The sequence below is a fragment of the Spirosoma daeguense genome (assembly GCF_054776875.1).
Window position 1 is genome coordinate 388769 of record NZ_BAAHBF010000006.1, and the last position, 24086, is coordinate 412854.

General features: G+C 46.6%; 25 protein-coding genes. 15 read left to right on the forward strand and 10 right to left on the reverse strand.

What is annotated here, in order from left to right; translation table 11 throughout:
* Window positions 1-5 precede the first annotated feature (5 nt).
* From ACYVD4_RS20825 to ACYVD4_RS20850, 6 genes are all read left to right on the forward strand, one after another.
* Window positions 6-434, forward strand: a complete 429-nt coding sequence (locus tag ACYVD4_RS20825; RefSeq protein ID WP_460949021.1) for a hypothetical protein — start codon at window positions 6-8, stop codon at window positions 432-434.
* A gap of 258 nt (window positions 435-692) precedes the next feature.
* Window positions 693-1082 (forward strand): LytTR family transcriptional regulator DNA-binding domain-containing protein, encoded by a 390-nt coding sequence (locus ACYVD4_RS20830; protein ID WP_460949022.1) that lies wholly within the window; start codon window positions 693-695, stop codon window positions 1080-1082.
* Between the two features lie 7 nt (window positions 1083-1089).
* The gene (locus ACYVD4_RS20835) at window positions 1090-1452 is read left to right on the forward strand and encodes a hypothetical protein (RefSeq protein WP_460949024.1); all 363 of its coding nucleotides are present in this window, start codon (window positions 1090-1092) and stop codon (window positions 1450-1452) included.
* A gap of 92 nt (window positions 1453-1544) precedes the next feature.
* A complete protein-coding gene (locus ACYVD4_RS20840) occupies window positions 1545-1865 on the forward strand; it encodes a hypothetical protein (RefSeq protein ID WP_460949026.1) in 321 nt (106 codons plus the stop codon).
* Window positions 1866-2004: 139 nt separating this feature from the next.
* Window positions 2005-2496 (forward strand): hypothetical protein, encoded by a 492-nt coding sequence (locus ACYVD4_RS20845; RefSeq protein ID WP_460949028.1) that lies wholly within the window; start codon window positions 2005-2007, stop codon window positions 2494-2496.
* A 193-nt stretch (window positions 2497-2689) separates the two neighbouring features.
* Window positions 2690-3121, forward strand: coding sequence for a response regulator (locus tag ACYVD4_RS20850; protein ID WP_460949029.1), 432 nt, complete (start codon window positions 2690-2692; stop codon window positions 3119-3121).
* Between the two features lie 5 nt (window positions 3122-3126).
* Here ACYVD4_RS20850 and ACYVD4_RS20855 read toward each other — a convergent pair whose 3' ends face one another.
* Window positions 3127-3837, reverse strand: coding sequence for a DedA family protein (locus ACYVD4_RS20855; protein ID WP_460949031.1), 711 nt, complete (start codon window positions 3835-3837; stop codon window positions 3127-3129).
* Window positions 3838-3981: 144 nt separating this feature from the next.
* On the opposite strand from ACYVD4_RS20855, the gene ACYVD4_RS20860 reads away from it, so the two are divergent.
* Window positions 3982-4119, forward strand: a complete 138-nt coding sequence (locus ACYVD4_RS20860; protein WP_460949033.1) for a hypothetical protein — start codon at window positions 3982-3984, stop codon at window positions 4117-4119.
* 447 nt (window positions 4120-4566) lie between these two features.
* On the opposite strand, the gene ACYVD4_RS20865 is transcribed toward ACYVD4_RS20860, so the two are convergent.
* From ACYVD4_RS20865 to ACYVD4_RS20880, 4 genes are all read right to left on the reverse strand, one after another.
* Entirely contained in the window at window positions 4567-6153 is a 1587-nt protein-coding gene (locus ACYVD4_RS20865; protein ID WP_460949034.1) for an FAD-dependent oxidoreductase, read from the reverse strand.
* A 93-nt stretch (window positions 6154-6246) separates the two neighbouring features.
* Window positions 6247-7674: a RagB/SusD family nutrient uptake outer membrane protein gene (locus tag ACYVD4_RS20870; protein ID WP_460949036.1), complete on the reverse strand. Its 1428-nt coding sequence runs from the start codon at window positions 7672-7674 to the stop codon at window positions 6247-6249.
* A 38-nt stretch (window positions 7675-7712) separates the two neighbouring features.
* Window positions 7713-11153: a SusC/RagA family TonB-linked outer membrane protein gene (locus ACYVD4_RS20875; protein WP_460949038.1), complete on the reverse strand. Its 3441-nt coding sequence runs from the start codon at window positions 11151-11153 to the stop codon at window positions 7713-7715.
* A gap of 88 nt (window positions 11154-11241) precedes the next feature.
* Window positions 11242-12195, reverse strand: coding sequence for a FecR family protein (locus ACYVD4_RS20880; protein WP_460949040.1), 954 nt, complete (start codon window positions 12193-12195; stop codon window positions 11242-11244).
* Between the two features lie 128 nt (window positions 12196-12323).
* On the opposite strand from ACYVD4_RS20880, the gene ACYVD4_RS20885 reads away from it, so the two are divergent.
* The gene (locus ACYVD4_RS20885) at window positions 12324-12947 is read left to right on the forward strand and encodes an RNA polymerase sigma-70 factor (protein WP_460949042.1); all 624 of its coding nucleotides are present in this window, start codon (window positions 12324-12326) and stop codon (window positions 12945-12947) included.
* Window positions 12948-13282: 335 nt separating this feature from the next.
* Window positions 13283-13444, forward strand: a complete 162-nt coding sequence (locus tag ACYVD4_RS20890; RefSeq protein WP_460949044.1) for a hypothetical protein — start codon at window positions 13283-13285, stop codon at window positions 13442-13444.
* A gap of 151 nt (window positions 13445-13595) precedes the next feature.
* Here ACYVD4_RS20890 and ACYVD4_RS20895 read toward each other — a convergent pair whose 3' ends face one another.
* The gene (locus ACYVD4_RS20895) at window positions 13596-14597 is read right to left on the reverse strand and encodes a type I glyceraldehyde-3-phosphate dehydrogenase (protein ID WP_460949045.1); all 1002 of its coding nucleotides are present in this window, start codon (window positions 14595-14597) and stop codon (window positions 13596-13598) included.
* A 206-nt stretch (window positions 14598-14803) separates the two neighbouring features.
* Here ACYVD4_RS20895 and ACYVD4_RS20900 point away from each other — a divergent pair, with 206 nt between their 5' ends.
* Entirely contained in the window at window positions 14804-14992 is a 189-nt protein-coding gene (locus ACYVD4_RS20900) for a hypothetical protein (protein WP_460949047.1), read from the forward strand.
* A gap of 427 nt (window positions 14993-15419) precedes the next feature.
* Here the strand turns inward: ACYVD4_RS20900 and ACYVD4_RS20905 are convergent, their stop codons facing one another.
* The 3 genes from ACYVD4_RS20905 to ACYVD4_RS20915 are packed head-to-tail and all read right to left on the reverse strand — an operon-like array spanning window position 15420 to window position 18378.
* The gene (locus tag ACYVD4_RS20905) at window positions 15420-16835 is read right to left on the reverse strand and encodes a hypothetical protein (RefSeq protein ID WP_460949049.1); all 1416 of its coding nucleotides are present in this window, start codon (window positions 16833-16835) and stop codon (window positions 15420-15422) included.
* Window positions 16819-17406 (reverse strand): RNA polymerase sigma factor, encoded by a 588-nt coding sequence (locus ACYVD4_RS20910; protein WP_460949051.1) that lies wholly within the window; start codon window positions 17404-17406, stop codon window positions 16819-16821. The genes ACYVD4_RS20905 and ACYVD4_RS20910 overlap by 17 nt, the downstream gene beginning before the upstream one ends.
* Window positions 17407-17430: 24 nt before the next feature.
* Window positions 17431-18378: a hypothetical protein gene (locus tag ACYVD4_RS20915; RefSeq protein ID WP_460949053.1), complete on the reverse strand. Its 948-nt coding sequence runs from the start codon at window positions 18376-18378 to the stop codon at window positions 17431-17433.
* Between the two features lie 113 nt (window positions 18379-18491).
* Here ACYVD4_RS20915 and ACYVD4_RS20920 point away from each other — a divergent pair, with 113 nt between their 5' ends.
* From ACYVD4_RS20920 to ACYVD4_RS20940, 5 genes are all read left to right on the forward strand, one after another.
* Window positions 18492-19484: a hypothetical protein gene (locus tag ACYVD4_RS20920; RefSeq protein ID WP_460949054.1), complete on the forward strand. Its 993-nt coding sequence runs from the start codon at window positions 18492-18494 to the stop codon at window positions 19482-19484.
* A gap of 767 nt (window positions 19485-20251) precedes the next feature.
* Window positions 20252-21208: an aldo/keto reductase gene (locus ACYVD4_RS20925; protein ID WP_460949056.1), complete on the forward strand. Its 957-nt coding sequence runs from the start codon at window positions 20252-20254 to the stop codon at window positions 21206-21208.
* The gene (locus ACYVD4_RS20930; RefSeq protein ID WP_460949058.1) at window positions 21201-22241 is read left to right on the forward strand and encodes a zinc-binding alcohol dehydrogenase family protein; all 1041 of its coding nucleotides are present in this window, start codon (window positions 21201-21203) and stop codon (window positions 22239-22241) included. Before ACYVD4_RS20925 ends, ACYVD4_RS20930 begins: the two co-directional genes overlap by 8 nt.
* Entirely contained in the window at window positions 22238-23050 is an 813-nt protein-coding gene (locus ACYVD4_RS20935) for a TIM barrel protein (protein ID WP_460949059.1), read from the forward strand. The genes ACYVD4_RS20930 and ACYVD4_RS20935 overlap by 4 nt, the downstream gene beginning before the upstream one ends.
* A gap of 49 nt (window positions 23051-23099) precedes the next feature.
* The gene (locus tag ACYVD4_RS20940; RefSeq protein ID WP_460949060.1) at window positions 23100-23441 is read left to right on the forward strand and encodes an L-rhamnose mutarotase; all 342 of its coding nucleotides are present in this window, start codon (window positions 23100-23102) and stop codon (window positions 23439-23441) included.
* 111 nt (window positions 23442-23552) lie between these two features.
* Here the strand turns inward: ACYVD4_RS20940 and ACYVD4_RS20945 are convergent, their stop codons facing one another.
* Window positions 23553-23813 carry a hypothetical protein gene (locus ACYVD4_RS20945; protein WP_460949062.1) on the reverse strand — a complete coding sequence of 87 codons (261 nt, stop codon included), beginning with the start codon at window positions 23811-23813 and terminating at the stop codon, window positions 23553-23555.
* Window positions 23814-24086: the final 273 nt, after the last annotated feature.

The window sequence follows — 24086 nt, forward strand, 5'->3', positions numbered from 1 at the left end:
CGTCTATGTTGAGCACCACGAAAGCTTACGCCACTAATAACCCGATCATTCAGTACAATTCGCTCGAGCGGATAGCTATACTGGTTGGTTGGATACGTCAGATAACGATTCAACTGACGGCAGTGCTGGTGGGTATGTTTTTTATGAGTGCGGTACTGGAGGTTGATCTGGGCGAGACTGGTGATAGCTTTGGGGATGTATATGATACGTATATGCACTCAGCACCGGTGCAAACGCCCAAACCAACGATGGGTGCTTGTGGAAAATTTCTGCCAGCTCAACCGATTATAACCCCATACAAACGTCCATTATCTTTGTCTGTAAATTGGGCATTTGTATTAGCATTAGCTCCGCTGGCTATGTACGTCTGTAGGGAACATCGTCCCCCTAAAGGTAAGCGCCCACAAGTAATGCTTGCCGTCTGGCGGCTATGAGTCGTTCCTCTCTTGTCTATCTTACTTGTTATCTGCCGATTTACCCTTAAGGGCCAGTTGATTATTTATACTTTCCAATCAGCTAACGTAATGAAATAACGCTGGTTGAGCGGGTGTGTGCCGTGTGATAGTATACCGAATCAACTAAGTCGGCTTAGGCTCACATTTTCTAGGGTCTGTATTCAACGATGCATTTCGTTGGACGAGCAACTGTGTACGCGTATTTATCACTCACTCTTATTGTCAATCAGTTTTGTTATGGCTCCTGCTGCCAATCCATTCGACGCATCTATCAAAATCCCAGGTTTCGAAAGGCCAATTCAATTAAACACTATTGTTCGTTTGCAAGGGTTTGGTAATTACACCTGGATTCACCAGCAGGCGGATAAACCATTGCTGGTCGCTAAAAGTCTGATCTGGTTTGAGCAACTCTTACCCGACTTTGTGCGTGTCCATAAGTCAGATTTGATTAACCCCTGTTTCGTGCAAACACTGGATTGCCTCAACACCAAAACACTCAACTTAAGTCTGCCTAACCAACTGGTCATCAAAGTTTCTCGCAGACGTATTGAGCCTGTCCTGATCAAACTGAAGGTGTTTCGACTTTCCCTGCGCTATTCACAACGGACAGTTAGTAACCTTAATTAATCCGATTATGAAAAACTCAAGAATAAAGCAAAGTATCATTCTGGCCAGTGTGTTGGTGTTTATCGGTTATGGCTGGTTACTCATTGATTGGCTTCAGGATATGAAATTGGGACGCTATGAACGAGAGCCTATAAATACGTTGGTTGAGATGGGAGTAATCGTAGCTTATTGTTATCTGGCCTACCGATTTATTCAGGCGAGAATGACTAGCACTCAGCATACTAACGACACTCAGAATCAAGACCGTAAGAGTCGTTCGTTAAGGCATTCGTATAGCCTACTCCGTAAGATGACGGCGTCAGCTACTCTGTCAAAGCCAGGAGCGGAATCAACTAGCTGGCTGTCTACTCGTTCACAACGCCTGAAATAGTTAGCTGTTTCGCTTTCCAACTCACAATTCACTACTTACCAATAAACAGAATGCAGCGTAAATAAACCTATCACTAAATAAAAACTACAGTTATGAAAAAGATCATTTTAACCACTTCACTTATTGCCCTATTAGCTGTTGCTCAAACTAGTTTTGGTCAGGCAACTCAGGTAGCTAAAGCTGAAAAGAAAGAACAAAAGGCTGAGAAAAAAGTGGCTAAAGCCCGTGAGCTTCGATCAAATGCAGCTACCGGCAAAGGCATTGAAATTGCCGGTGTTTCGGATGCGAAAACACGTAACGCAAAAGCTGATCGAAAAATGAAACATGCCCACAAAAAAGCATTGAAAAGTGATGCGAAAGAACTGAAAGCCGTTGCCAAGGATAAAACTAAAAAGGCGGCCGGAGTCGACTAAGATAAATTTAGTTAGTGACCAAATGTTAGTTGAGCCAATATACGTAAAAACGCAGCCAACTGGCTGCGTTTTTAGTGCTCATTGTCTTTATCAGATGTATCGCCTTAAGCAGTCTAAAAACCATTACGTCTTTACAAGTATGAAACACATTATTTACGTTCCAACAAGTTTCCGACTAGCCTTATTTCTCTGCTTATTTGCGGGTAAGGCTCAAGCTCAGTATGCTCCATTTGTGGGGGCCAACACAATTTTATTGTCTACTTTTTTAGCCGATAAGCAGGCACACGCTGCCGTTTCAGCGGTATTGACCCAGCAGTCGCTTTCCTTTACTGGTGCCGAAAACCGGCTGCTAATCCGTTCACAAAGCAAGTCGACCTTTGCAGCCAGCGGACTGGTGTTTTTGGGGCAGTTAAAGATAAATGCGGGAGTGGTTGAGTTAACAGGTCGGTTGATGGAAGTTCCAACTGACGAAACGCTACCCTCATCTACCCAAGGTACGCCAATTCTATTCGCCAAAAGTCGCAATTCTGCACAGTGGTTAGCGTTTTCTTATATGGATGCATTGGCGAAACAATTACAATCCGCTTTAAAGGCCAGTATAATGTACAAATATCAAGTAAATACACTTTAGGGAAGATAGGCTGCAATTGATTATTTTTCTGTTTGCAAGCTGATGTAAAATCCTTGCTGCTACGTATGAGATTCTGTTCTGCTGGCAGCAGCAAGCCATTTTTTATATATGGATAACTGGTTTTCTACCCTAGCTGAGATAGGAACTTAACTATAGACGACCACGTTGCCAAGTATTTGTAAATCAATACTAAATGCTTCAGTCCTGTTCTTTTTGTGTGATCGTAGTCGATGATGATGCAGATGACCGCTTTATCATTGAACAAGCCTTCCGTCACTATAGCCCCGAATGCCAGCTTCAGCTTTTAGATAATGGAGCTGAACTATTGAACAGCTTAGCAAGTAGGGGTAGCCTACCTAGTTTGATTCTGCTTGATTTGAATATGCCTCTCCTGAATGGATTTGAAACATTGCACGCTATTCGCCAAAAGGCTACCAATCAAGAGCTACCGGTTGTCATATTAACGACTTCATCCGAGGCCCAAGATCAACAGCAAGCCCGGCAATTAAAGGCCAATGACTTTATCTCAAAACCGACAACATTGAATGGGTATAGGGAGGTAGTTCTACAGTTAAGGCATGACTGGCTGGTAGGCCGTTGCCAACCCTTATTCTCGTTAGATTAGTCCATTTATGTTTTTATGGGTTTTGACATAGTACTATCCGCAGGGAGTGCACTTTTCTCAGGCATCTTCTGAAAAGCCAGGTTGTAGCCAAGATTATTAATGTCGGAAAAACCTTTGTTATCCAGTTGCCGAACCACGGACTTACTAATCGGCTGTTTTTTCAAACGAAATCGTCTGACCAGTTGATAGACAAGTATAAGACCGACTAAGGCGACCATAGCAGAAAGTGCACTTGTCTCAGAAAGTTGGAAGTCATTATAAAGCTGCTGAAGCCCCTGAGCTAAGTTGTTGCCCAAAAGTGCTATCGTAATCGACCAAATAAACGCACCTAGTGCGTTGTAAATCATAAACCGACTCGAGGAAAATCCGGCCAACCCCACAGCAGCTGGTATAGCACCACGTAAGCCATAAAATGCACGGAAGCCGATCACTAGCCCCGTACCGTATCGATTCATCAATTGTTCAATTCGCTGGTAACGAAGCTGCCAGCGAGGCCGTGTTCGAATAAAGGTCGGGCCGTAGCGATAACCCAGTAGAAAACAGAGCTGGGTGACACAAAACGAAGAAAAGGCCGCCAGCGTAATGACCGCTGGTAAGGAAAAGTAGCCTCGGTGAGCTAGATATACCCCTACTAATAAAAACGCTTCACTTTCCAGCATTACGCCGAAAAACAGCATGGGGTAGCCGTAAGTGAGCATAAGTTCCTGAAAATCCATAGTTCATTAAATATCGTTGAGTTATAGTAAAACTCGCCAAAGATCAAATGGTTATGAGTAAATTGACTGTACTGATTAAAGTGAATTGATTTTAGGTAGATGAATACGAAACAAATAGTAAGAGTTTGACTGACAGCAGGTAAAATGCCCGAAAGCATCTCCGTACGGTATTATAAAACCATTCATTTTAAGCGACTAGTTGTGGAAGTCTATCGAGCTAAAATCGCTCGGCCTGCACACATTCAGCAATACCTGCACATTGCCCTGACCGAAGGCTGTTGAACCGATAGTATTTTAAGCAGAAATTAGCCCCTTATTTGTATCCATATCGCTGTTACAAATCCATGAAAAAACATGACAAAGACGCCTATGTAAAAGCTCTGGAACAACTACTGGCCGATACTAAAGAAGAAAATAAAATCCTTCAAAGCTGACGCCATTCAAATTACCGAAAAGGAGCCTATACCACTGATTGAGTGGGACAGATATTAAAATCACCAATAAGCGACCTTGTATTGTACATTTCCGTACTTGACTTTCCTGTACGGATAGTAAGGAGTAAATATAAACGTCCTTTTTTTGTGAGCCTTGGTCGTGACCCACACAACTAACTATATCCAAAAAGAATAACGGGGTTTTAGACCAGCATCTGTATGAATAAACACTGGTCTAAATCAATTCATAGTTTGGCTAAGCTTATACTAAGGCAACGATTAGTGATTCTTACAATCATTTAATATCTTTTGTGCCGTCCCAGACTTGATGATTGATACTGATAATGACCCCTTTCTGCTTAAGCTTGTTTTGCAGTTCGGTCGTTGATAAGGCCTGAATGGTTTTTTTCTGTTGAATAGCTAAAGCCGCTGCCAAGCCAGCACTATTTCCCAGTTGCATCCAGGTTGATTCGACACGTAACGAACAAAAACCAACGTGTGAGGCTGATACACAAACAGGTACCAATAGATTGGTACATTCAGCAGCTTTGGGGGTGATGGCTCGATAGGATACTTCATAGGGTTGCGTTATTGATTCCCAGATTCGTCCTTCATTAACAAACTGCGTTTTAGAAACCGCTACCCGCTGCACATGATGACTGTCGATCCAGTGCGAGCCCAGGCAAATGGCATCTGGCTTAGTACGTTCCTCTAAAATATCCTTCTGCTTCTGTACATAAGCCCCCACCATACGCCGGGCTTCGCGCACGTAGAGGTAATACGGGAAGTTTTCGTTATCAGTAAATTCGTCAGCACTAAATCCGTATGAAGCAGTTTCGGTACGTAGCGTTTCCGGTACTGACGGATCGTTAGCCAGATAGTACATTAGGCCAAGTGACCAGGCTTTGTGGTCGTCATAAATGGCTTTTCGACGGCTGTAACTCGCATCGGGGTAATCGACATTTCCACCAAAATGACCTAATGATATGACGGCTTTTTGTTTATTATTCGTCTCGAACTTGCCCTTAGGGTAAGTCCAGGAATACATATCGATAATGTCTTGCAATTTCGTTTCTGGATGATTTTTCAGCAATCGGGTCAACAAAACATAACGCTCAGGCTTATACGCAGCCGGTTTAGGGAACGGACGTCTATCAGCATTGGACGACAGCATCAGCCGGAAATTATAATTCATAACTCGGTCGCTGGCTTGTCCTTCGGTTAAGGTAGATCGTTCAACGAAACCGGGAAGTAACTTGCCGTTGTCATCATAGGGAGCCGCTTCAATAGGCGTATCAATAAACCGAACCCCAGCCAATGACTCTCCATATTGCTCCCGACTTTCCCGGCCATGCGTATGTGAAACACCAGCCCGTTCCATCAAATCGCCTTCATACGTAGCGTCGATAAACACCTTGCCTGAATACCGATTGCCATTTGTTAACGAGATCGACTGAATCGCGGTATTCTGCTTGGCTACCGACTGCACCCAGGCGTCATAAACAACTGTTACGTTGGCTTCTTTCAATAAATCAAGAAACGTTTTTTCAGCTACGTGCGATTCAAAATAAAACGCAGGACCATCTTTCCCATAAAATTTGCCCAGCCGCTGGTAAAATTCCAATGGTAATCCGGAAATAGTTTCCTCAATCATGTGTTCGGATTCCGCCGTGCCAATTCCACTTGTGTTTAAGCCCCCAACATGTCGGGTCTGTTCCAGCAAAACGACTCTGGCTCCTTCACGGGCAGCAGCCACCGCAGCGATGACTCCACCGGGTGTTCCTCCATAGACGACCACATCGTATGAATTGGTCTGATGCGGTGCAAATGATTGTAAAATACAGGAGAGAAGTATGAGACAAACGGAGAGAATGAGTTTCATAGTAACTGTTTAGATACGTATTGAATGGAATTATACATTGGATAAATCAGCTAGCCACCAGCTGATGACTAGCTGAAAGCCAACCTAACTCTTTTAAAATCCAGGATTTTGGCTCAACGCAGGATTAGCGTCGCGCTCAAACGTAGGAATTGGGAAGAGCAGGTATTTTTCTGCTACGTTGTAGCCTTGTTTCCGGGCAGCTTCCAGCAGCTTTCCGGTACGTAGCAAATCCCATCGACGATGCCCTTCTCCGGCTAGTTCCCAACTACGTTCCTGTAAAACGGCATCGCGAAACTGCGCCTGCGTAAGACCGCTAAGATCTTGCGGTCCAGTTGTGTTTACGCCTTTTCGGGCGCGCGTCCGCACCTGATTGATGACGTTATAGGCGTCGGCATTAGGGCCATTCAACTCATTTAGAGCTTCGGCATACAATAGCAGTACGTCTGCGTAGCGAATGACCAGAAAATTATTTCGGGCAGCGCTGGCACCGCAGGCCTGTGGGTCCCAATATTTATCCAGATGAGGTCCTGTCCGCGACTGAACAACCGTACCGTTGGCAATGGTTTTCTGGGTAATCACAGCCACCTGTTTCCGGTAGTCGCCAGCTACAAACGAATTGGCATACGATTCAGTCACCTGCAAAGAACCACCAGTTAGGTTGATTGGATAACTGAAATAAATGGCAAAATTTTCGGCCATCGAACTTCCGTATTTCGGCTGCACGCAACTGAATTGAATAGAGAAAATATGTTCAGGGCCATTCTCTTTTTCGGGTAGGAATACATCCCGAAAGTCAGCCACCAGGCTATACGTTTTTGAGTCGATCACCTCTTTGGCTTTGGCAGCCGCATTGGTCCAGTCCTTGCGCGTCAGATACACCTTTGCCAGTATCGACTTAGCTGCGCCTACAGTTGCCCGACCCACTTCACCAGTGGTCGTGTAACTTACTGGGAGAACCTTCTCGGCGTCCTGTAAATCCTGAATAATCTGTTGGTATACTTTCTCGGTCGGGTCGCGGGGGACTTTGACGTTGACGACATCCGAACTGGTTTTAATCACCAGTGGTACGTCGCCGAATGCCCGAACCAGATTAAAGTAATGCAAAGCCCGCAGAAATTTAGCCTCGCCAACAATCTGGTCGCGGAGTTTGGTATCCATCGCAATCCGTGGTACGTTTTCAATGACCCGGTTGGAGCGGTCAATAGCAATGTAGGAAAACGTATAAAAGCTATCGAAGTAGTTTGTCGAAGCGGTATATTTAAACTGATCAATTTCGTTGGCAATGGGATCGCCATCGGGCCGAACCATAAGATCATCACCACTTAAATCGCCCAGCATAATTATCGGTATCTGATAAATAACCTTTGCCCGGTCATATACGGCATTGATGGCCGTTGTTGCATCAGCCGCCGAATTGAATGAGTTGGATTCACTCAAAAAACTGATCGGCACTTCTTCCAGATTACTCTGGCAGCCGCCCACTAGCAGTAACAGGTTGAGTAGATAGGTAAATCGATTCATGGTGATAATAGGTTTATATTTTGGTAGAAAATAAGTTATCAGAATGTGATGGTCCCTCCCAGCGTGTACGTACGGGATGCGGGATAAGCGTAGTTATCAATCCCATAGGTAGTGTTGCTGGTAAAGCTTGAGTTTACCTCCGGATCGTAGCCCGTATAGTTGGTGAGAGTAAACAGATTTTGCCCACTGACATACAACCTGGCGGCTCGGATGGCTTTTGTTTTCAAGGGGAGCCGATACCCCAGCGATACGTTTTTTATCCGTAAAAATGACCCACTCTCAATCAGATACGAACTATTGGTAAAATTCCATTGCCGGGCCGAAGGGCGATTATTCGATGGTTTTTCGGGTTGCCAGTGGTCATCGATAAAGCTTTTCAGGGCCGTTGCACCCGGATCAATCTCTGTTGTGCTACGGGTATAATTGAAAATTTGATTCCCCTTTACACCCTGAATGAAAACAGAAAAGTCTACCCCCTTAAACGATACGGTGTTAGTTAGTCCATAGATGAATTTTGGCAAGCCATTACCGATGATGGTGCGATCGGTAGCGTTGTTGAACACGCCATCTCCGTTGACATCGTTGAAGCGGGGCGCTCCGCCGATATCGCCCGCCTGTGCCAGTGGGCCAGCCGCTTTGACGGCGTCTGTAGTTTGCCATACACCGTCGAAAACACGTCCATAGAATGAGCCAATCGGTTCGCCCACTTTCACAATCGTCTGCATACTTGAATTAGGATCAGTCACTAGATATTGGTCGGCATCGGCCAGCCGGGTCACTTTATTCCGGTTGGCCGAGATGTTGCCCGACGTAGTCCACTTGATCTTTCCGTTTACATTGACTGAGGTAATACCTAGTTCAACTCCCTGATTCTGGAGACTACCAATATTGCGGGTTACCGTCGTGAAACCAGTGGTGGCGGGCAGATCGACACTGAGTAGCAAATCTGTCGTTTTTTTGAGGTAATAATCCGCCGTTAGCTGTAAGCGGTTATTGAATAAACCCAAATCAAGGCCAGCATCAAACTGGCCCGTTTTTTCCCAGCGTAAATCCGGATTGCCAATCGTACCAGCCTGGGTCGTAAGCACTTCCATATCCGCAAAAACAGTACGTGACGTTACGTAGGAGGACAGCGAGTTATAAAGACCAATGCCATCGTTGCCGGTAAATCCGTAACTCAGACGCAGTTTCAGGTCGCTTATCGCTTGTATTGCTTTCAAGAATGGCTCGTCTGACACGCGCCAGGCGAAGGCTCCGGATGGAAAAAAGCCATACTTACTGTTGATACCGAATCGGGATGAGCCGTCGATCCGTCCGGTTATGGTAAACAGGTACCGGTCCTTGAATCGGTAATTGACACGGCCCAAATACGAGTTCAGTCCCCATTTCTGAATGGATGTGGTAGGAGCAAGCAGTACCGAACCTTGTCCTAAACTATTCGCTCCCAGAGTATAGTTGGCAAAATTCTGAGCTTCCTGATACGTTCGATCTTCCCGGTTCGACTGAAAGGTTACCCCTGCCACTACGTCGAAAGCGTGATCCGTGCCGAGGGCTTTTGAGTAGGTAAGGGTATTTTCATTGAGCAGGTTAATATTGCTGGCGTTTCCATTCGAGCCATACCCATTTAACGTATTGGCAACCAGTGTCTGGGGCGTATAGAATACGTAGCGTCGGGTAGTCAGCAGGTCAGCACCGGCACTAATACGCGCCGTCAAACCATCCATAATCTGGTATTCACCGAAAACATTACCCAACGTCCGGTTGGTGAATAATGTATTGGTGGAGGTACGTAGCACCGCCACAGGATTAGGAATACTGGCCATGCCTGAGCCAGGGCCAACATTCAGCAATTGCCAGTTGCCATTGGCATCATAGACCGGGCTAGCAGGAGAAATGGTACGTGCCGCGCCAACCGGTCCATTGGTCCCAACTTCATTAATACCATTATTGATGCTGTAGGTAATCAGGAAGGAGGTTCCGATTTTCAGCCGGTTGCTGAGTTTGGCATCCAGATTCATGCGCCCTGTATAACGCTTAAAATTGTTGGCAATGACGATTCCATCCTGATTAAAATAATTCCCACTTACCATGTAGCGGAGTTTTTCCGTGCCGCCCGAAGCCGAAAGTTGGTAATTCTGCATAGGAGCTGCCCGGTAAATCTCTTTCTGCCAATTGGTACCAACGCCATATTCCGACGGTTTTTTGGGATAGGCAGGTGTGTAGCCATATCGTTCGGCAAAGCCAAGATTGCGTAATTGTTCATTTTTGAGCGCCGTTTGCTCCTCGGCCGTGGCCAGATCGAGCATTTTAGTAATAGTCGAAACACCGTAGTAGGCTTCAAAATCAATGTTAGACTGGCCCTCCTTGCCACGCCGGGTCGTCACCAGCACAACCCCATTAGCTCCACGGGACCCATAAATAGCGGTGGCTGAGGCATCTTTCAACACCTCAATGCTTTCAATGTCGTTGGGGTTAATGGTCGATAAGACGTTGGGAAAATTGGTGGAATTACCAGCCCCCTGTGCCGAGGCCGGATTGGTGACAGGAAACCCATCAATGACATACAAGGGGTCGTTGCTGGCTGAAATGGAATTACCACCCCGAATTCGTACCGTTATACCCCCACCTGGTGCATTGGATGAATTGGTGATCTGTACTCCCGCCACACGGCCCTGTAAAGCCTGGTTGAAGGAAGCGATGGGTTGGGCTTTCAGCTCAGTCGCTCCAATTGAACTGACCGAGCCTGTTAAGTCCCGCTTTTTGACGGCACCGTAGCCTATCACCACGACTTCGTTCAGTGCTTTGTCATCGGTAGCCATCTGAATAGTCAGATCAGTTTGATTCCCAACGGTTACTTCCTGCGTTTGGTAACCGACAAAACTGAATACCAGTACGGCGTTTGCATCCGCAACGTCCAGACGAAATCGTCCCTGGGAATCGGTAGTTGTCCCTCGGGAAGAACCTTTTATCACGACACTAACGCCGGGCAAGCCGCTTCCCTTTTCATCATTGACCTTCCCCACAATCGTCTGATCGGATGAATTGTCCGTCTGAGCAGAAGCGATGTTGTCGTTAACACCAATCGGTTTGGGCTGAGGGATTGAGGAATGCGGTTGGCCTGCTGGCGATGTACGGGGATAGATTAAATAAGTCCGTTCATTAAACTTCTCAAAGGTTAAGGACAGGGGCGTTAATACGTCCGCCAATACCGATTCCAGCTTCTCATTCGGCCGACCAAGCAGGGAGGCATCAACGGCCTTCTGACTAAGTTGCCGATAATTGTAGGTAAAGTCGACGTGATACCGTCTGGCTAACTCTTTTAGCACTTTCGGCAAGGCCAACTGAGTGGACTGAGTCGGATTCGCGTACGGCGGATTCTGATTCAGCCGGGCTAATGTTTGGGCATTTGCGTACGTATGGGAGAACATACAGACACCAAGCAGGAACCAACTACTACAAACGAGTAGGTTTTTTTTCATGGTATGCCTAATTTTAGGGTTTATGATTGATTAAAGTACCGCCTGCTGCTCCAAACCTTGGCCGGGACCGGAGGGCAGGCGGATATCGTTACTCGATCCGGTAGAGCTGCCCGTCTTTCTGGACGTTTACCTGATAGAGTTTAGGAATAATAGTGAAGAACGACTCGATCGAGTCCGTCGGAACCGTTCCAGCGAACGTTTCGTCGCGTAGGCTGGGCGGACAGGTTACTGATATGCCGTAAGTATCTTGAATCCAGTCAAAAATCTCTCCCAACGGTTTATTTTCTACATACATAGCCCCGTCTTTCCAAGCTAGCCGTTGTTGAGCTTTTACTGAGCTTTTGGTCAAGAATACCTTTTTACGGGTTTGACTGACCATCTCATTGGGTTTTAGCAGCACATCGGGTTGCAGATGAGTTCCATCAACAATACGCACCGAGCCCGAGTGTAATACTACGTTTACTGCCCCCCGGCGATTTACCACATTGAAGACCGTCCCCAGAACTTCGACCGCAAGTTGGTTGGCTGTATGCACAATAAATTTCTGGTGCGTAGCCGTATGTCTTACCAAAAATTGCGCTTCTCCCTCTAACCAGACCTGCCGGTTTCCTGCTGAGTCAGGGACGTAGCGTAAAACTGAATGACCATTCAACCAGACTTCAGACCCTTCAGGTAAAACAATATGCTGTTTTTCTCCGTAAGCGGTTTCATAGTGCAGAGCGGAAGAGCGGGGATATAACCAAAGCCATATTGCCCCTAACAGAAGCAAGAACCCTGTCAGACTAGCGGCCATTGTCATCCAGGGTTGTCCCAGCCAACGATGCATCGGTGTGAAACTGGCTGGTTCCTGGGTTTGAATCGTTTGCCGGATAGTCTGATACATTTTATGACCAAGCTTCCCTTTTTCTTGATCTGATACGTTCCGTAGCGCATCTTGCTGAAGCATCTGCTGCCAATAGGCTTCAAGAAGTTGATGCTCCTGGGGCGTTGCTAACCCATTTTGATAGCGATGAATTAATTCCTGTAGTTTTTTAGGGTCCATACGGTTTTACGAGGCCTCTTTCCTGTAAGACGGTTCAGTCCGTCTAAACCCTAAACTTTTTTATAAAATCTTCGAACTATTCAAAAAATTATTGAGCCAAGGCGTATTAGCGAGGATAAATTTTACCTTTGTTAGCTGCTTTACTCGGAAAAGCCTTTCCTAAATCCATGTTCATCAACGCCGACTCAGATAAGGAGGATACTTGGCTAGCTGGCTTACAGGCTGGTGATGAGCAGGCGTTTAGAGCCATCTACGAACGGTTTTGGCCCGGTCTTTACTCGGTGGCGTATAATTATACTCGGGACCAGGCTACGGCTGAAGAAATGGTCCAGGATTTATTCACTACGCTCTGGCTGAAGCGGCATCAACTAACTATTCAAAGTTCACTGAAGGCCTATTTATTTCGAGCCATTCGGAATCACATCTACGACCACCTGGATAAACAGGCAGTTCGTCACCGGGTCCATGAGCAATTACGCTTATTGGGAACAGAGGCCATTTATACGACCGATGAAATTGTAGCCTATACCGATTTACAAACGCAACTCACCCAGGCAGTGGCTCAGCTTCCTCAACCGACGCAAACAATCTTCAAACTAAGTCGATTCGATTACTTACCTGTAGTTGATATTGCCCAACGTCTGAATTTATCGCCAAAAGCGATTGAGTACCATATTACACGGGCACTAAAACTATTACGTCTGCAGTTGAAAGATTTTTTGCTGTTCGCCTTGTTAACAATTTTTCGCTAGCAGTTCTATTAATAAAAAGGGGAGATAGAAAACCGATCTAGATCTTCAGCAAGAAGTCGATAGCTTACGTCGGCAACTGAGGCAATCGGAGATGGAGCGCGAGATATTAAAAAAGCTGTCGCCATTTTCAGTCAACAAACCTGAAGCTGACTTATGGGTTTATTTAGACTTAGGAGGCCAGCTCTCCCGCAATATTTTCCTATAAAATGTTGAATATCAACAATATTCCACATTACACACACATCGTAATAGAGCAACATTCACTCGGGCAGATAGTTATCTAGCCATGACAAGCGGAATTGTTGTAGGATGCGGGGCGCCCGTGCGGCTGTTTTATGAACCTACAGGATGCCCATAATGAGTTGTTTAATTATATTGGCTGGGGCGCGGAGCGAGGGTATCATAACGACCATCGGCTGCACTCATCGTTAGGCTACCGTTCACCAATTGACTTTGAAAATCAATTTTATCAAACTGTTTCTATTAAACTCTCATAAGTAAAGTGTCCAGCCAAACAGGCCTAACCAGAACGTACTATAAGCCACTAGCTAATTTTGATCAGATTTTCTGTCAGATGGACTTCCGTTTGTAATTTCCTGATGCGTATTCGTTACAATTGCGACCAAATACGCATCAGGAAAATGCTGATCAAATCCGATCTGCGATATAAGCCGCTACCTCAGCTAACCGATTCGAGAATCCCCACTCATTATCATACCACGAAGCCACCGACAGCAAATTGCCTTCTTTAGCCGTTAGCGGTAGATCGATCAGGGAGGAATGAGGGTCGGCTACAATACGAGACGAGGCCCATTCGTCTTCCAATACGGCCATTACACCTTTCAATGGACCTTCGGCGGCAGCCTGACGGAAGGCATCGTTGACTTCCTGTACCGTGCAGGATTTTTCCGTGATCAGGTTTAATTCAGCAATACTTCCGGTTCGGGTGGGAACCCGATAGGCCTTACCAGTAATCTTCAGATCCGGCCAGATGAATTGCAACGCACGCGCAGCCCCCGATGAAGACGGAATGATATTTTCGGTGGCAGCCCAAGAATCACGTCGGTCTTTCATTGGCTGGTCAGTCAGCGACTGTGTATTAGTATATGAATGCACGGTCGAAAAAAGGCCATACTGGATACCAAAATTCTCTTTAATGACTTTGATCGGAGACGCCAGACCATTGGTGGTACAACTAGCCATACTGATAATCTGGTGCTTTTTTGGGTCAAAATCATCCAGATTGATTCCTTTCAGCAACACCGCATCGCAGTCGGCCAACGTCTTGCTGGGAGCGCTGACAAGTACATAGTTGGCTCCCCGATCGAGGTGCGCCTGAGCACCAGCCCGTGTGGTCGCCCTACCCGTGCAATCAACAACCAGGTCGACACCGAGTGCTGCCCAGTCCGGAATTTCCTTCGATGAATTAATGTATTGAATTTGCTGGCCACCAATGATGATGGAACCTTCGTTGCCTGAAACAGATTCCGGCCAACGACCATAATTGGTATCTACTTCAAACAATGCAGCCAAGGTAGGTTCATCCCGTATATCGGAAATGGATCGGGGAATAAACAGATGTTTTCCAAGTCCAACTCGAAGAAATTGTCGTCCGATACGGCCGAACCCGTGCAACGCAATGGTTTTCATACTGATTGTAATTAGATGAAAAATAGGTTTGCTCTACTGAGATAAGTCAAAAGAAAACGGCTTGGTTCATTTTGAGCGGCTTATGATGAACTGTATATGTATAGATATTGCATTGTGCATTCGCTAAATCTGCTCCGGACTAAACTTTATCTTCATTCCTGAGTTTTGCAGGAAATAACTTGCTTAAAACTAAACTTAAAACTTATATGAAAACGATTCGATGGTATTCACCGGGGGGCGAAGCAGAACAAGGTGGCAATACGGGTAATGACAGTGCGTCTGTTCAGGATCAGCAAGAACAGCACCAACCCGGAAATACGCCTTTAGACGATCAGGAAGAATTGGCTGACGGCTATATTCATGGACACGTCGACCAGGATGAGAAGGAGGAATAAACTTGTTGATTCAAGCCACCCCCAAAGATTTTTAGCTATTTGGAGGGGAATTAGCCTGGTTTACTCCGGTAAGCCAGGCTATGTTTTTCTAAGCCAACTTCAATTTTTCTAAAACAGCCCAGACAGCCAACTGAAGTATGTCTACGTTAGACTCTTGCGGTTTCGCTATCTTTTTAAGAACCGTTTATATAAACAGTTACCTGGCAGTGTCTTCGTCTATCACTGGGGAGTTTGAAGAGACGGACAATTCAAGTAATGACCTAACTTTCTGTACTTTAGCTAACATAACGGCACTTACAGGTCGTATGCAGAAATGCTAGCTTTTGTGTGATATCGAGCCAGGTTTTTGTGGCTTGGTCAAGGTGATTCATCGCGAGTTAACCATAGGGCAGTCTATGAAGTAGATGCTCCACGGCGTGGAGACGGCCTAGGGACGAATCGTTAGCGAGACACCCGCTGTGTACGGTTGAATGCGAAGCTGCCGGTCGGTGCTCCACACATCGCTCAGACTATAGGCTAGCTTTGGCCCAACCAGAAGCTGGTGTCGATTTCCTAAAGGTAGGGCTAGACCCCAACTAGCCTCTAGCCATCCCAATTCCTGATGAGTCGGCAAGACATAAGAAAGCTGAGCCCCGGCTCGCGCGAAGTACCGTTGGTGCCTACCCCACTCATAGGACCGGGCAATGCCCACACCCACCAGTGATAGCGAAACGTTTTCTACCACCGCTTCGGTCCGACGCCTTACCTGATACGCGGTGGGGCCTGATGGCTCAACCTGATAGGCTTCGGTGGCTCGCTCATAATACGCCCAGCGCCGAAGTTGCCCATAGGACAGGGCTACATCCCACCCAGACCAGTGAACACCCCCGCTGAGCTGGTAGCCCCATGTTTGGGAGGACCAGGGGGCAGGGGATGCTACCTGCTGCACGTAGGTGTCCGTTTTGGAGACAATCGTCATGCGCTGGTATGTACTGAAGGGGGCAGCCGTGAAAAACCAGTCGACCGGGCTGATGGGATAGCTAGATGTCGTCTTGGTGGGTCTATCTACCAAAGGGATAAAGTCCATCTGCCGGCTTAAACGAGCCGAAAGCGTGTTACTTAATTGTCCGACAACCTCAAGAGAGGCTAGTGGTAATGCTACTCTATTGGTTACAGGCTCGTTGGTTAATGAGTTGTTTCTACGATCATTCTTCACCGATGAACCAGCTAGCTTGTTTGCGCCAGCCGTGGACAAAGCTAGAACACGATGCTGGTTACGTTTGCCAACTAATTGACTGATTGAAAGTCTAGTACCACTTACGGGATCAACCGAACGAAAACTGTTCAGTTGTAAACCAATCTGCCTACGATCCTTGCAACCACTGACAACAACCGAATTAGCTAATACGCTACCGCTTCTGATAGTGGGTAGGGTAGCCACGGCCACATTAACTACGGGCGCATCGGGCGACCCGATTGAAAGGGTGGCGGACTTTGAGTCGTTATTGGATATAGCTTCTGGTAGACGAGTACCCACCAACTCCACTGGAGGGCTGGATGGTTTAGTCCGTATGGTATGGGCGTGGCTGGCTGTGGGCTGTCCAGTGGAGGACTGCATTGATGAATAAGCCGACTTCGACGCCCTAACAACTGGCGCTGCCCCGTAATAAAAGGCAATGCTTGCGCAAAACAACACCCCCAAGAACAAGAAGCCAATGGGCAGGTAATTACGCGGGGCAGGCGGGGGAAGTCGGTTCCAAATTTGTTGCTTGAGCGCATCATCGACTTCGGCATGCTCGCTGGCAAAGAGCTGCTGAAAACGTTGCCGCAACCGCTTATCTAGTGGTTCATTCGAAAAGTTCATGTCGCGTAAGACCGTTTTGCTGAAACAAGGTAAGCAACCGTTGACGAGCCCGGCTATACTGGGAGCGGACCGTGGCTGGGGGGAAGGCTAGCAGCTCGGCAATTTCGGCATGCGTGTAGCCTTCAATCAAATACAAATTTACGACCAACCGTTGGCTGTCTGGTAGGCTTTTAATGAATACCGTCAGGGCGTCCAGCGTCAGTTGCTTAATAAATTGGTCATATTCATCGCTGGCTAGGGTTTCTATTTCCTCCTCGAGCGGACTACGGAGTTGGGTGGAACGAAGGTTACTGCGGTAGTGCGTAATCGCCGTTCGTACGACAATCGACTTGACCCATCTATCGGCGGCTTCCGGTTGCTGAAGTTCGTGAATATGGGCAAATATTTTGACGAACGCTTCTTGGAAAATATCATCGGCTTCGGCTCTGGTTTGCGCGTAGCGCAGACACATGCCTAATAAGCGCCCTTTATAGCGCTCATAAAACAGGTGCTGCGCCCGGGGCTCCAGTTGCTGACAACCCACTACCAAGGCCGATAAGGTCGAATACTTTTTCTTGCCAAACAGGGGCATTTAGTAAAGTTGGTTGCGGGTAAATTACACCCTATTTACATACAAACGCGTCACAAATTGCCCTTGCCCATTGAAGGTCATCAACCAAGCCTGCCGCCCTTTCTGCAAATTGACTGTATAGGTTTCCAGTCCGCGATAGGTTGTTTTAGCAAGGAGACTAAATTGCCCTCCCAGGGTAAAGTTAGCCAGTTCGGGCGTACGGCTTAGATAGGCTCGAATATCGGCAGGTAGTTGTTCGACGGTCGTATACCGTTGAGCGATGCTCAGGTTGGTCGCACCCAGTAGCTGGCCCGCGTCGTCATACAGCAGCGTATAAAACGAACTGTTTTGGCGTACCGTCAGGCTGTACCGTTTTTTACCCTGCCCATCCACCTGCACCTGCGCATTGTCGAAATCAACTTGTTGCTCGGCCAGCGATTGCTGAATCAGGGGGGGCAGATCGTTCAGGGCTTCCGTGCGAAACTGAAGCTGGAGTTCGGGCAGGAGTTCGGTCAGGTAGGTTATCTGGCCACTTAAGTTCGTAATGGTCCAGCGAAACGTATAACGGGTGTTTTGCCAGTCGTAATCCGCCAGCACCACGCGGTCGTTAGGACTGGTCAGAGGACTATAGGCCTGAAGTCGTAGGTTCGATAAGACGCCCCCCTCCACCACCGAGTTGGTCAGGGTAGCTTGCAGCGAATCTGGTATGGCAGACTTATCAGTTTGGAAGGCTACTAATAACTGCTGGGAATTGGTTACGGCTTGGTAGGGTACGGTTTTTTGCTGGAAGCTAACCCGCCAGACCTGGTTTTTCTCCAAGGGGGTAAACACCATCATTTCCGCTTGAGGAAAACGGGCCACCAGAGCTTGGATGGCACTAGTGGGAATCAGCTTATCGGCTGGCACAGGCGTCTGTTGGGAGTCAATCACACGGTTGCAGGCACTAGCCAGCAGACACAGCACGAAAAACCGTAACGTAGGCGATGGTCTCATAAGCAGGGCAATTATGTAGTTCGCTCGACAGGCGAGATGGATAGGTTTTAAATCCCTGTCACTTGTATAGACTGACGTTGACCGACAAAGTGTTGCAAAGAATCTTAATTTTTATGCCTCCTACTGCAACACTTTGTCGGTTGGTACTAGTCTTTGGGAAGGGGCAGCAAACCAACCGCCCCGATCCAACAATCAATCCTTTTATGCGAATTATTATGCTTTGTTTTTCCCGCTTCCCTTTTCTTTGTCTGCTTAGTAGTGTAGGTATTCTGATGGCATCTTGTCAGACTATCTCGCGTATCGAGCCTGGTAAATCGACTAAGGGGTTAACTCGTCCGGCTTTTATTGATTACCATGCTGACGGAACATTATCTCATCTGGTTTATCGGGCTCAATTTACCTATAACTCGGTCAATCAACTTGAGTCCGTTCGCGATTCGTTGCTCGCGCCCTCAGCGGTTAGTAGACCCATTATCCCCTGGGTAAAGTTTTCCTATCTGAATAATCGCTTAATCGGCGTTAGTCTACGATCCTTATCTAACGATCTGGATTCGATCGCCTATAGCTGGGACAAACCAGCCCGCTTCGAATTAACTTATGAAGGCCAAACTCTTAGTGCTCGTCTGGTCATTGATAATCAGGAAGTGAAAAGGGTCAGCTTTGGGCTCGACCAGGAAGGTTATCCCCTAAAATCCAATGTTAAGCTAGGCAGACTCTATCTGAATAACCAAGGCCATTTTGATCTGGAAGCGGAATCAAAAGATAGTAAGTCTCGTAATCCAAATGTCTTCTATGAAGTGCTTGATCAGCAGTATGATCACTACCAGACGGTATTTGCCCAGAGTAAAGAATATCAGATTCTGGCGGCTTTACTGGCCTCTTTCAATCGAAGTGTCGCGTCATCCACGGGATTGACTGGTTTAGATGTACTCACTAGTAATAACCTGCTCAGTCGTACTAAAAAGTATTGTACTGCTTTGTATGGTTGTCAGACCAGTACGTTAAAATGTGAGACAATACAAGTCAATGAGGCTGGTTTCCCTCTTAGCCGGATCGCTCCGGTAGGCGTTATGGGTCACTTTACCTATACAATCACTTACCAGTAAGTAACGCCTACCGAACCGCTGTTAGGATAACTGACTCTAAGATGAGAGTAGGCAGGCGGTTTACCGACACAGACTTTGCTCATACGCAGTTAGAGTTTTGCCTGAGGATGTCAATAATAATGCTCAAAAGCGTTTGTAGCCGTTGCAAATTAGTTTGCAACGGCTACCCTTTACTTTTTCTACCTCAAAAATCGCCTGTTTGGGGGTTTCAGATTATTCAGGAAATGCAACTACTTCGGTATGAGGGCGAACAAGTTTTGTAGAAGCTATAATCAAACGAGCGAAATTCCAGTATAGACGGCCTTCTTCAATTACGTCTAAGCAAACCAGAAGCAGATTGACTCAGGGGTGATAGATATTGAATAGCAGAGAGCTACTTATCACTTATATACTGGATTTAGCTTAAATGCGACTCTCAAGCCTCAATACTTGTAGCCATTTTAAGCGATCTATTCTATGATTTCAAGTTCTCAGCTTGAAAAGAAAACTCGTCATGTTCCGGCACATAGTTAATGAATAATAGTTTTGCAACCCTAGTTATTGCCGTATCTATAAGCTGAATAACAAACAGATTACTTCATTTTACTATTAATCAAGCACTTATCTTACTAAATCGTTAAGTAAACGTTGAATAAATACTACTGAGTAGTAGAAATGCTACTTAGGAGTATTTGCTATCAGTGTACCGGGGAGCCAGTTCAATCGTTTTATAATCGCTATGAAGTAGGCTGTCTACCACTATAGAAATTGGCTACAAAACATAAACAATGCAGTATCGCCAACTTGGAAATACCAATTTAACCGTTTCGAGGCTCAGCTTTGGGGCATCACCTTTGGGGAATGTGTTTAATGACGTTACCGAGACCGAAAGTATACGAGCCGTCCATACAGCCATCGATCACGGCATTAACTTCTTTGACGTAGCCCCGTTTTATGGCGATACGTTGGCTGAAATCAGGTTAGGTAAAGCCTTGAAAAATAGACGAAATTCCGTATTTCTGGCCACAAAATGCTGTCGATATGGCAACAGTGTATTCGATTTTTCCTACGAGCGGGTTCTGAGAAGCATCGATGAGTCGCTGGAGCGATTACAGGTCGATTATGTTGACCTACTTACAGTACACGACATTGAGTTTGGCGACCGGCAGCAGGTGCTATCTGAGGCTATTCCCGCAGCGCTAAAGGTCAAGGAGATAGGTAAAGCGCGCTACGTTGGTTTTTCAGGGCTACCGGTACGTTATCTGGCGCAGATTGCCCGGCAAGTGGATGTCGATACGGTTTTATCCTGGGGGCATTATAACCTGCTGGAAAATGAAATTAATGACGAACTGGTGCCACTTTCTCAAAAGAAAGGGTTTGGGTTGATGAATGCCGCTCCGCTGATGCAGCGGATTTTATCAGATGCTCCAGTTCCCTCCTGGCAAAGTTCTCCACAGGCAGTGAAAGATATGCAACCGAAACTAGTGGCCCTGTGCAGCGAATACGGTCTGGCATTGAGCGACGTAGCGTTGAACTTTGCTGTTCAGCATCCGGTAATTGCGACCACCATCGTGGGTATGTCGGAGCAGCATCAGGTTGAACAGAATCTGCGCGCACTCCAGATCAGTATTCCTGATGAATTGCTGCTACGTATTGAGACAATGGTTGCTCCGGTAAAAAATCAGATGTGGTTTGAAGGGAAATCAGAAAACAATATTCCTAAATCGAACGGTCAACATGAATAAACAACCTGCTCTGGTATTAGTAGAACCAGGAAAAACAGAAATACGTGAGATTGAGATATCCGAACCCGGCCCAGAGGACGTATTGTTACAGATCAATCGGGTCGGGTTTTGCGGGGGCGATCTCAACGGCTTTCGGGGGTTGTTCGAACTTCAGGAATACCCGAATGTACTGGGCCATGAAGTGGGGGCCACAGTTCTGAAAACCGGCAGCCAGGTGCCAGATCAATTTCAGCCCGGAATGCACGTTACGTTAAATCCGTATCTAAATTGCGGAACCTGCCTTTCCTGTCGTAGAGGTCGCCCCAACGCCTGTCAGGATAACAAAACGATGGGCGTACGTCGACCCGGTGCCATGACAAAATTTATCAGTGTTCCCTGGCAAAAACTACATGCTTCCTCCCAGTTATCCGTTCGCGAATTGGCCCTGGTGGAACCGCTAACTGTGGGTTTTCATGCCGTAGATCGAGGGCGTGTGATAGCAGGCGAAAAAGTAGCTGTTATTGGCTGTGGTATTGTCGGTTTGGGAGCTGTAGCCGCTGCAGTTCATCGGGGTGCCGAGGTAATTGCCATCGATATTGACGACGCCAAAATGCGAATAGCCAAACTAGCTGGGGCAGCCCATACCATCAACACAACCACCGTCGATCTGCATGAGGCATTGCAGAAAATCACGAATGGCGATGGGCCGGATGTAATTATCGAAGCAGTTGGCAATCCCGCTACGTATCGTGCCGCCGTCGACGAGGTTGCTTACACCGGGCGCGTTGTTTATATCGGGTATGCTAAAAAGCCGGTGGATTATAATACTGGTACGTTTGTCCGTAAGGAAATCGAAATCTTGGGATCACGAAATTGTCTTGGCGATTTCCCTGACGTGATTAACTACCTAGAATCTGGAAGATTCCCCGTCGATGCTGTAATTAGCCGGGAGGTGTCACTGACCGAAGCCGGAGCCGCACTGGCCGACTGGTCGGCGAATCCAGGGCCTATTACAAAAATCATGGTCAATCTTGATAACGAGTCTACCCAATGAAATCCTGTGTAACAATTGCTCTGGCACCACAGATCAAAACCGGCCCATGGATCTACTGGGATGATCTGGAAACCAGTCTGACTAAAGCGGCTTCGCTAGGATTTGATGCAGTTGAGTTGTTTACGGCTTCGGCAGACGCAATCAATCCAACTCGATTGACTAGCCTGCTCGAACACACGAATCTTCAACTCGCGGCTGTGGGCACAGGAGCAGGAAAAGTCATTCAGGGACTAACGCTAACCGATCCCGATCCGACAATTCGGACGAAAGCGATTGCCTTTATTGCCGATATGATCACGTTCGGCGCCAACTTTGGTGCTCCAGCTATCATAGGTTCTATGCAGGGGAACGTAGCACCGGGCGTAGAAAAAGAGCAGGCGCTACGTTGGCTGGCCGATGGACTAGAAATTCTTGGAAAACAGGCAGAAGAACAACGTGTAAACTTGATTTATGAACCCTTAAATCGCTATGAAACCAATCTGATCAATGATCTGGGGACAGCTACGGGTTTTATCAATGAATTAAATACAAGGCATGTCGTGTTGCTGGCTGATTTGTTTCACATGAACATTGAAGAGATTTCGTTGCCCGACAGTATCCGTTTGGCAGGCTCTTCGATTGGACATGTTCACTTTGCCGATAGCAACCGTCGCCCCATAGGTTTGGGTCACCTTGCTATGGCGGAGATAGCCACAGCGTTGAAAGAGATCGGTTATAATGGCTACGTTTCGGCCGAAGCCTTCCCCTTTCCTACGCCCGACCTGGCCGCCCAACAGACCATTTCATCCTTCAAAACCTTCTTTCGGTAAGTCGCTTGATTACCAACCACAAGGCTCCCATTAACTAATCAACTTTACTATGCAACGATTTTGCTTAGCGCTCGACCTGAAAGATGACCCTGAATTAATTGCCGAATATGAACAGTGGCATGCTAAAGGGAAAGGCTGGCCAGAGGTGCGACAGAATGATCTGAATGCCGGTATTCTGGATCTTCAGATTTATCGAACTGGTAATCGAATGTTCATGATTCTGGAAACGGACGATCAGTTTACGTTCGAAAAGAAAATGGAAATGGATGCTCACAATCCGCACGTGCAGGAATGGGAACACCTGATGTGGCGGTTTCAACAACCATTACCCTGGGCTAAAACAGGCGAGAAATGGGTGCTCATGGAGCAAATTTTTCAGTTTGAAAGCTGAGCATTTTATGAGTATGAGCACTACGTGTTTAAAAATCAGTTAGGACAAAAATATGTTGAACTACCTGTGAAAGTTATTCTAGTCAAACAACTCCTACTTTTTCTTCACGAGTTATTTGACTAGCGCTGTGATTTCGGCGATTTCTTTTTGTATAGCAGTTCTAGTTGATCTACGCGCTGCTGTTGATGTTCCGTGCTGAAGGCTACATAGAGTCAACTCTTCTATATTTTCCAGTAACGAAGCGTTCATTTTTACCAGATCTACCCCTCCTGCTTTTAGCACCTCACCCGCTGATGGGATACCGGGCAAATAACCATGTTGCTTTATGAAAGCTACAACAGAAGCAAACACTTTATCAATCCTCTGATTCACATGGGCAATCTTTAGTCAGTGTTTGGCAAGCACCGTTTCACCCTGCACATTAACGGTCAGGAATCGGTTAGTCGTGCCTTCAAACAAGTGGTTACTTAACCGTTATCCCACAAATTAATTGTCCCCGCACATCCAGCGAAAATTGGGGACTAATGTCGGCTGCTATACTGGTGTTTTCTGCCCTCCAGAACGATTGCATTATTGATGGCTACTTTGGGCATTGTTGCTAATAGCAATGGCGTCATGAATTGTTGGCAAGAAGTCTACTGCTAC

Excerpts from the sequence above, each read along its gene's own strand:
- ACYVD4_RS20825 (WP_460949021.1), top strand. The coding sequence starts at position 6 with ATGTTGAGCACCACGAAAGCTTACGCCACTAATAACCCGATCATTCAG.
- ACYVD4_RS20830 (WP_460949022.1), top strand. The coding sequence starts at position 693 with ATGGCTCCTGCTGCCAATCCATTCGACGCATCTATCAAAATCCCAGGT.
- ACYVD4_RS20835 (WP_460949024.1), top strand. The coding sequence starts at position 1,090 with ATGAAAAACTCAAGAATAAAGCAAAGTATCATTCTGGCCAGTGTGTTG.
- ACYVD4_RS20840 (WP_460949026.1), top strand. The coding sequence starts at position 1,545 with ATGAAAAAGATCATTTTAACCACTTCACTTATTGCCCTATTAGCTGTT.
- ACYVD4_RS20845 (WP_460949028.1), top strand. The coding sequence starts at position 2,005 with ATGAAACACATTATTTACGTTCCAACAAGTTTCCGACTAGCCTTATTT.
- ACYVD4_RS20850 (WP_460949029.1), top strand. The coding sequence starts at position 2,690 with ATGCTTCAGTCCTGTTCTTTTTGTGTGATCGTAGTCGATGATGATGCA.
- ACYVD4_RS20855 (WP_460949031.1), bottom strand. The coding sequence starts at position 3,837 with ATGGATTTTCAGGAACTTATGCTCACTTACGGCTACCCCATGCTGTTT.
- ACYVD4_RS20860 (WP_460949033.1), top strand. The coding sequence starts at position 3,982 with ATGCCCGAAAGCATCTCCGTACGGTATTATAAAACCATTCATTTTAAG.
- ACYVD4_RS20865 (WP_460949034.1), bottom strand. The coding sequence starts at position 6,153 with ATGAAACTCATTCTCTCCGTTTGTCTCATACTTCTCTCCTGTATTTTA.
- ACYVD4_RS20870 (WP_460949036.1), bottom strand. The coding sequence starts at position 7,674 with ATGAATCGATTTACCTATCTACTCAACCTGTTACTGCTAGTGGGCGGC.
- ACYVD4_RS20875 (WP_460949038.1), bottom strand. The coding sequence starts at position 11,153 with ATGAAAAAAAACCTACTCGTTTGTAGTAGTTGGTTCCTGCTTGGTGTC.
- ACYVD4_RS20880 (WP_460949040.1), bottom strand. The coding sequence starts at position 12,195 with ATGGACCCTAAAAAACTACAGGAATTAATTCATCGCTATCAAAATGGG.
- ACYVD4_RS20890 (WP_460949044.1), top strand. The coding sequence starts at position 13,283 with ATGAACCTACAGGATGCCCATAATGAGTTGTTTAATTATATTGGCTGG.
- ACYVD4_RS20895 (WP_460949045.1), bottom strand. The coding sequence starts at position 14,597 with ATGAAAACCATTGCGTTGCACGGGTTCGGCCGTATCGGACGACAATTT.
- ACYVD4_RS20900 (WP_460949047.1), top strand. The coding sequence starts at position 14,804 with ATGAAAACGATTCGATGGTATTCACCGGGGGGCGAAGCAGAACAAGGT.
- ACYVD4_RS20905 (WP_460949049.1), bottom strand. The coding sequence starts at position 16,835 with ATGAACTTTTCGAATGAACCACTAGATAAGCGGTTGCGGCAACGTTTT.
- ACYVD4_RS20910 (WP_460949051.1), bottom strand. The coding sequence starts at position 17,406 with ATGCCCCTGTTTGGCAAGAAAAAGTATTCGACCTTATCGGCCTTGGTA.
- ACYVD4_RS20915 (WP_460949053.1), bottom strand. The coding sequence starts at position 18,378 with ATGAGACCATCGCCTACGTTACGGTTTTTCGTGCTGTGTCTGCTGGCT.
- ACYVD4_RS20920 (WP_460949054.1), top strand. The coding sequence starts at position 18,492 with ATGCCTCCTACTGCAACACTTTGTCGGTTGGTACTAGTCTTTGGGAAG.
- ACYVD4_RS20925 (WP_460949056.1), top strand. The coding sequence starts at position 20,252 with ATGCAGTATCGCCAACTTGGAAATACCAATTTAACCGTTTCGAGGCTC.
- ACYVD4_RS20930 (WP_460949058.1), top strand. The coding sequence starts at position 21,201 with ATGAATAAACAACCTGCTCTGGTATTAGTAGAACCAGGAAAAACAGAA.
- ACYVD4_RS20935 (WP_460949059.1), top strand. The coding sequence starts at position 22,238 with ATGAAATCCTGTGTAACAATTGCTCTGGCACCACAGATCAAAACCGGC.
- ACYVD4_RS20940 (WP_460949060.1), top strand. The coding sequence starts at position 23,100 with ATGCAACGATTTTGCTTAGCGCTCGACCTGAAAGATGACCCTGAATTA.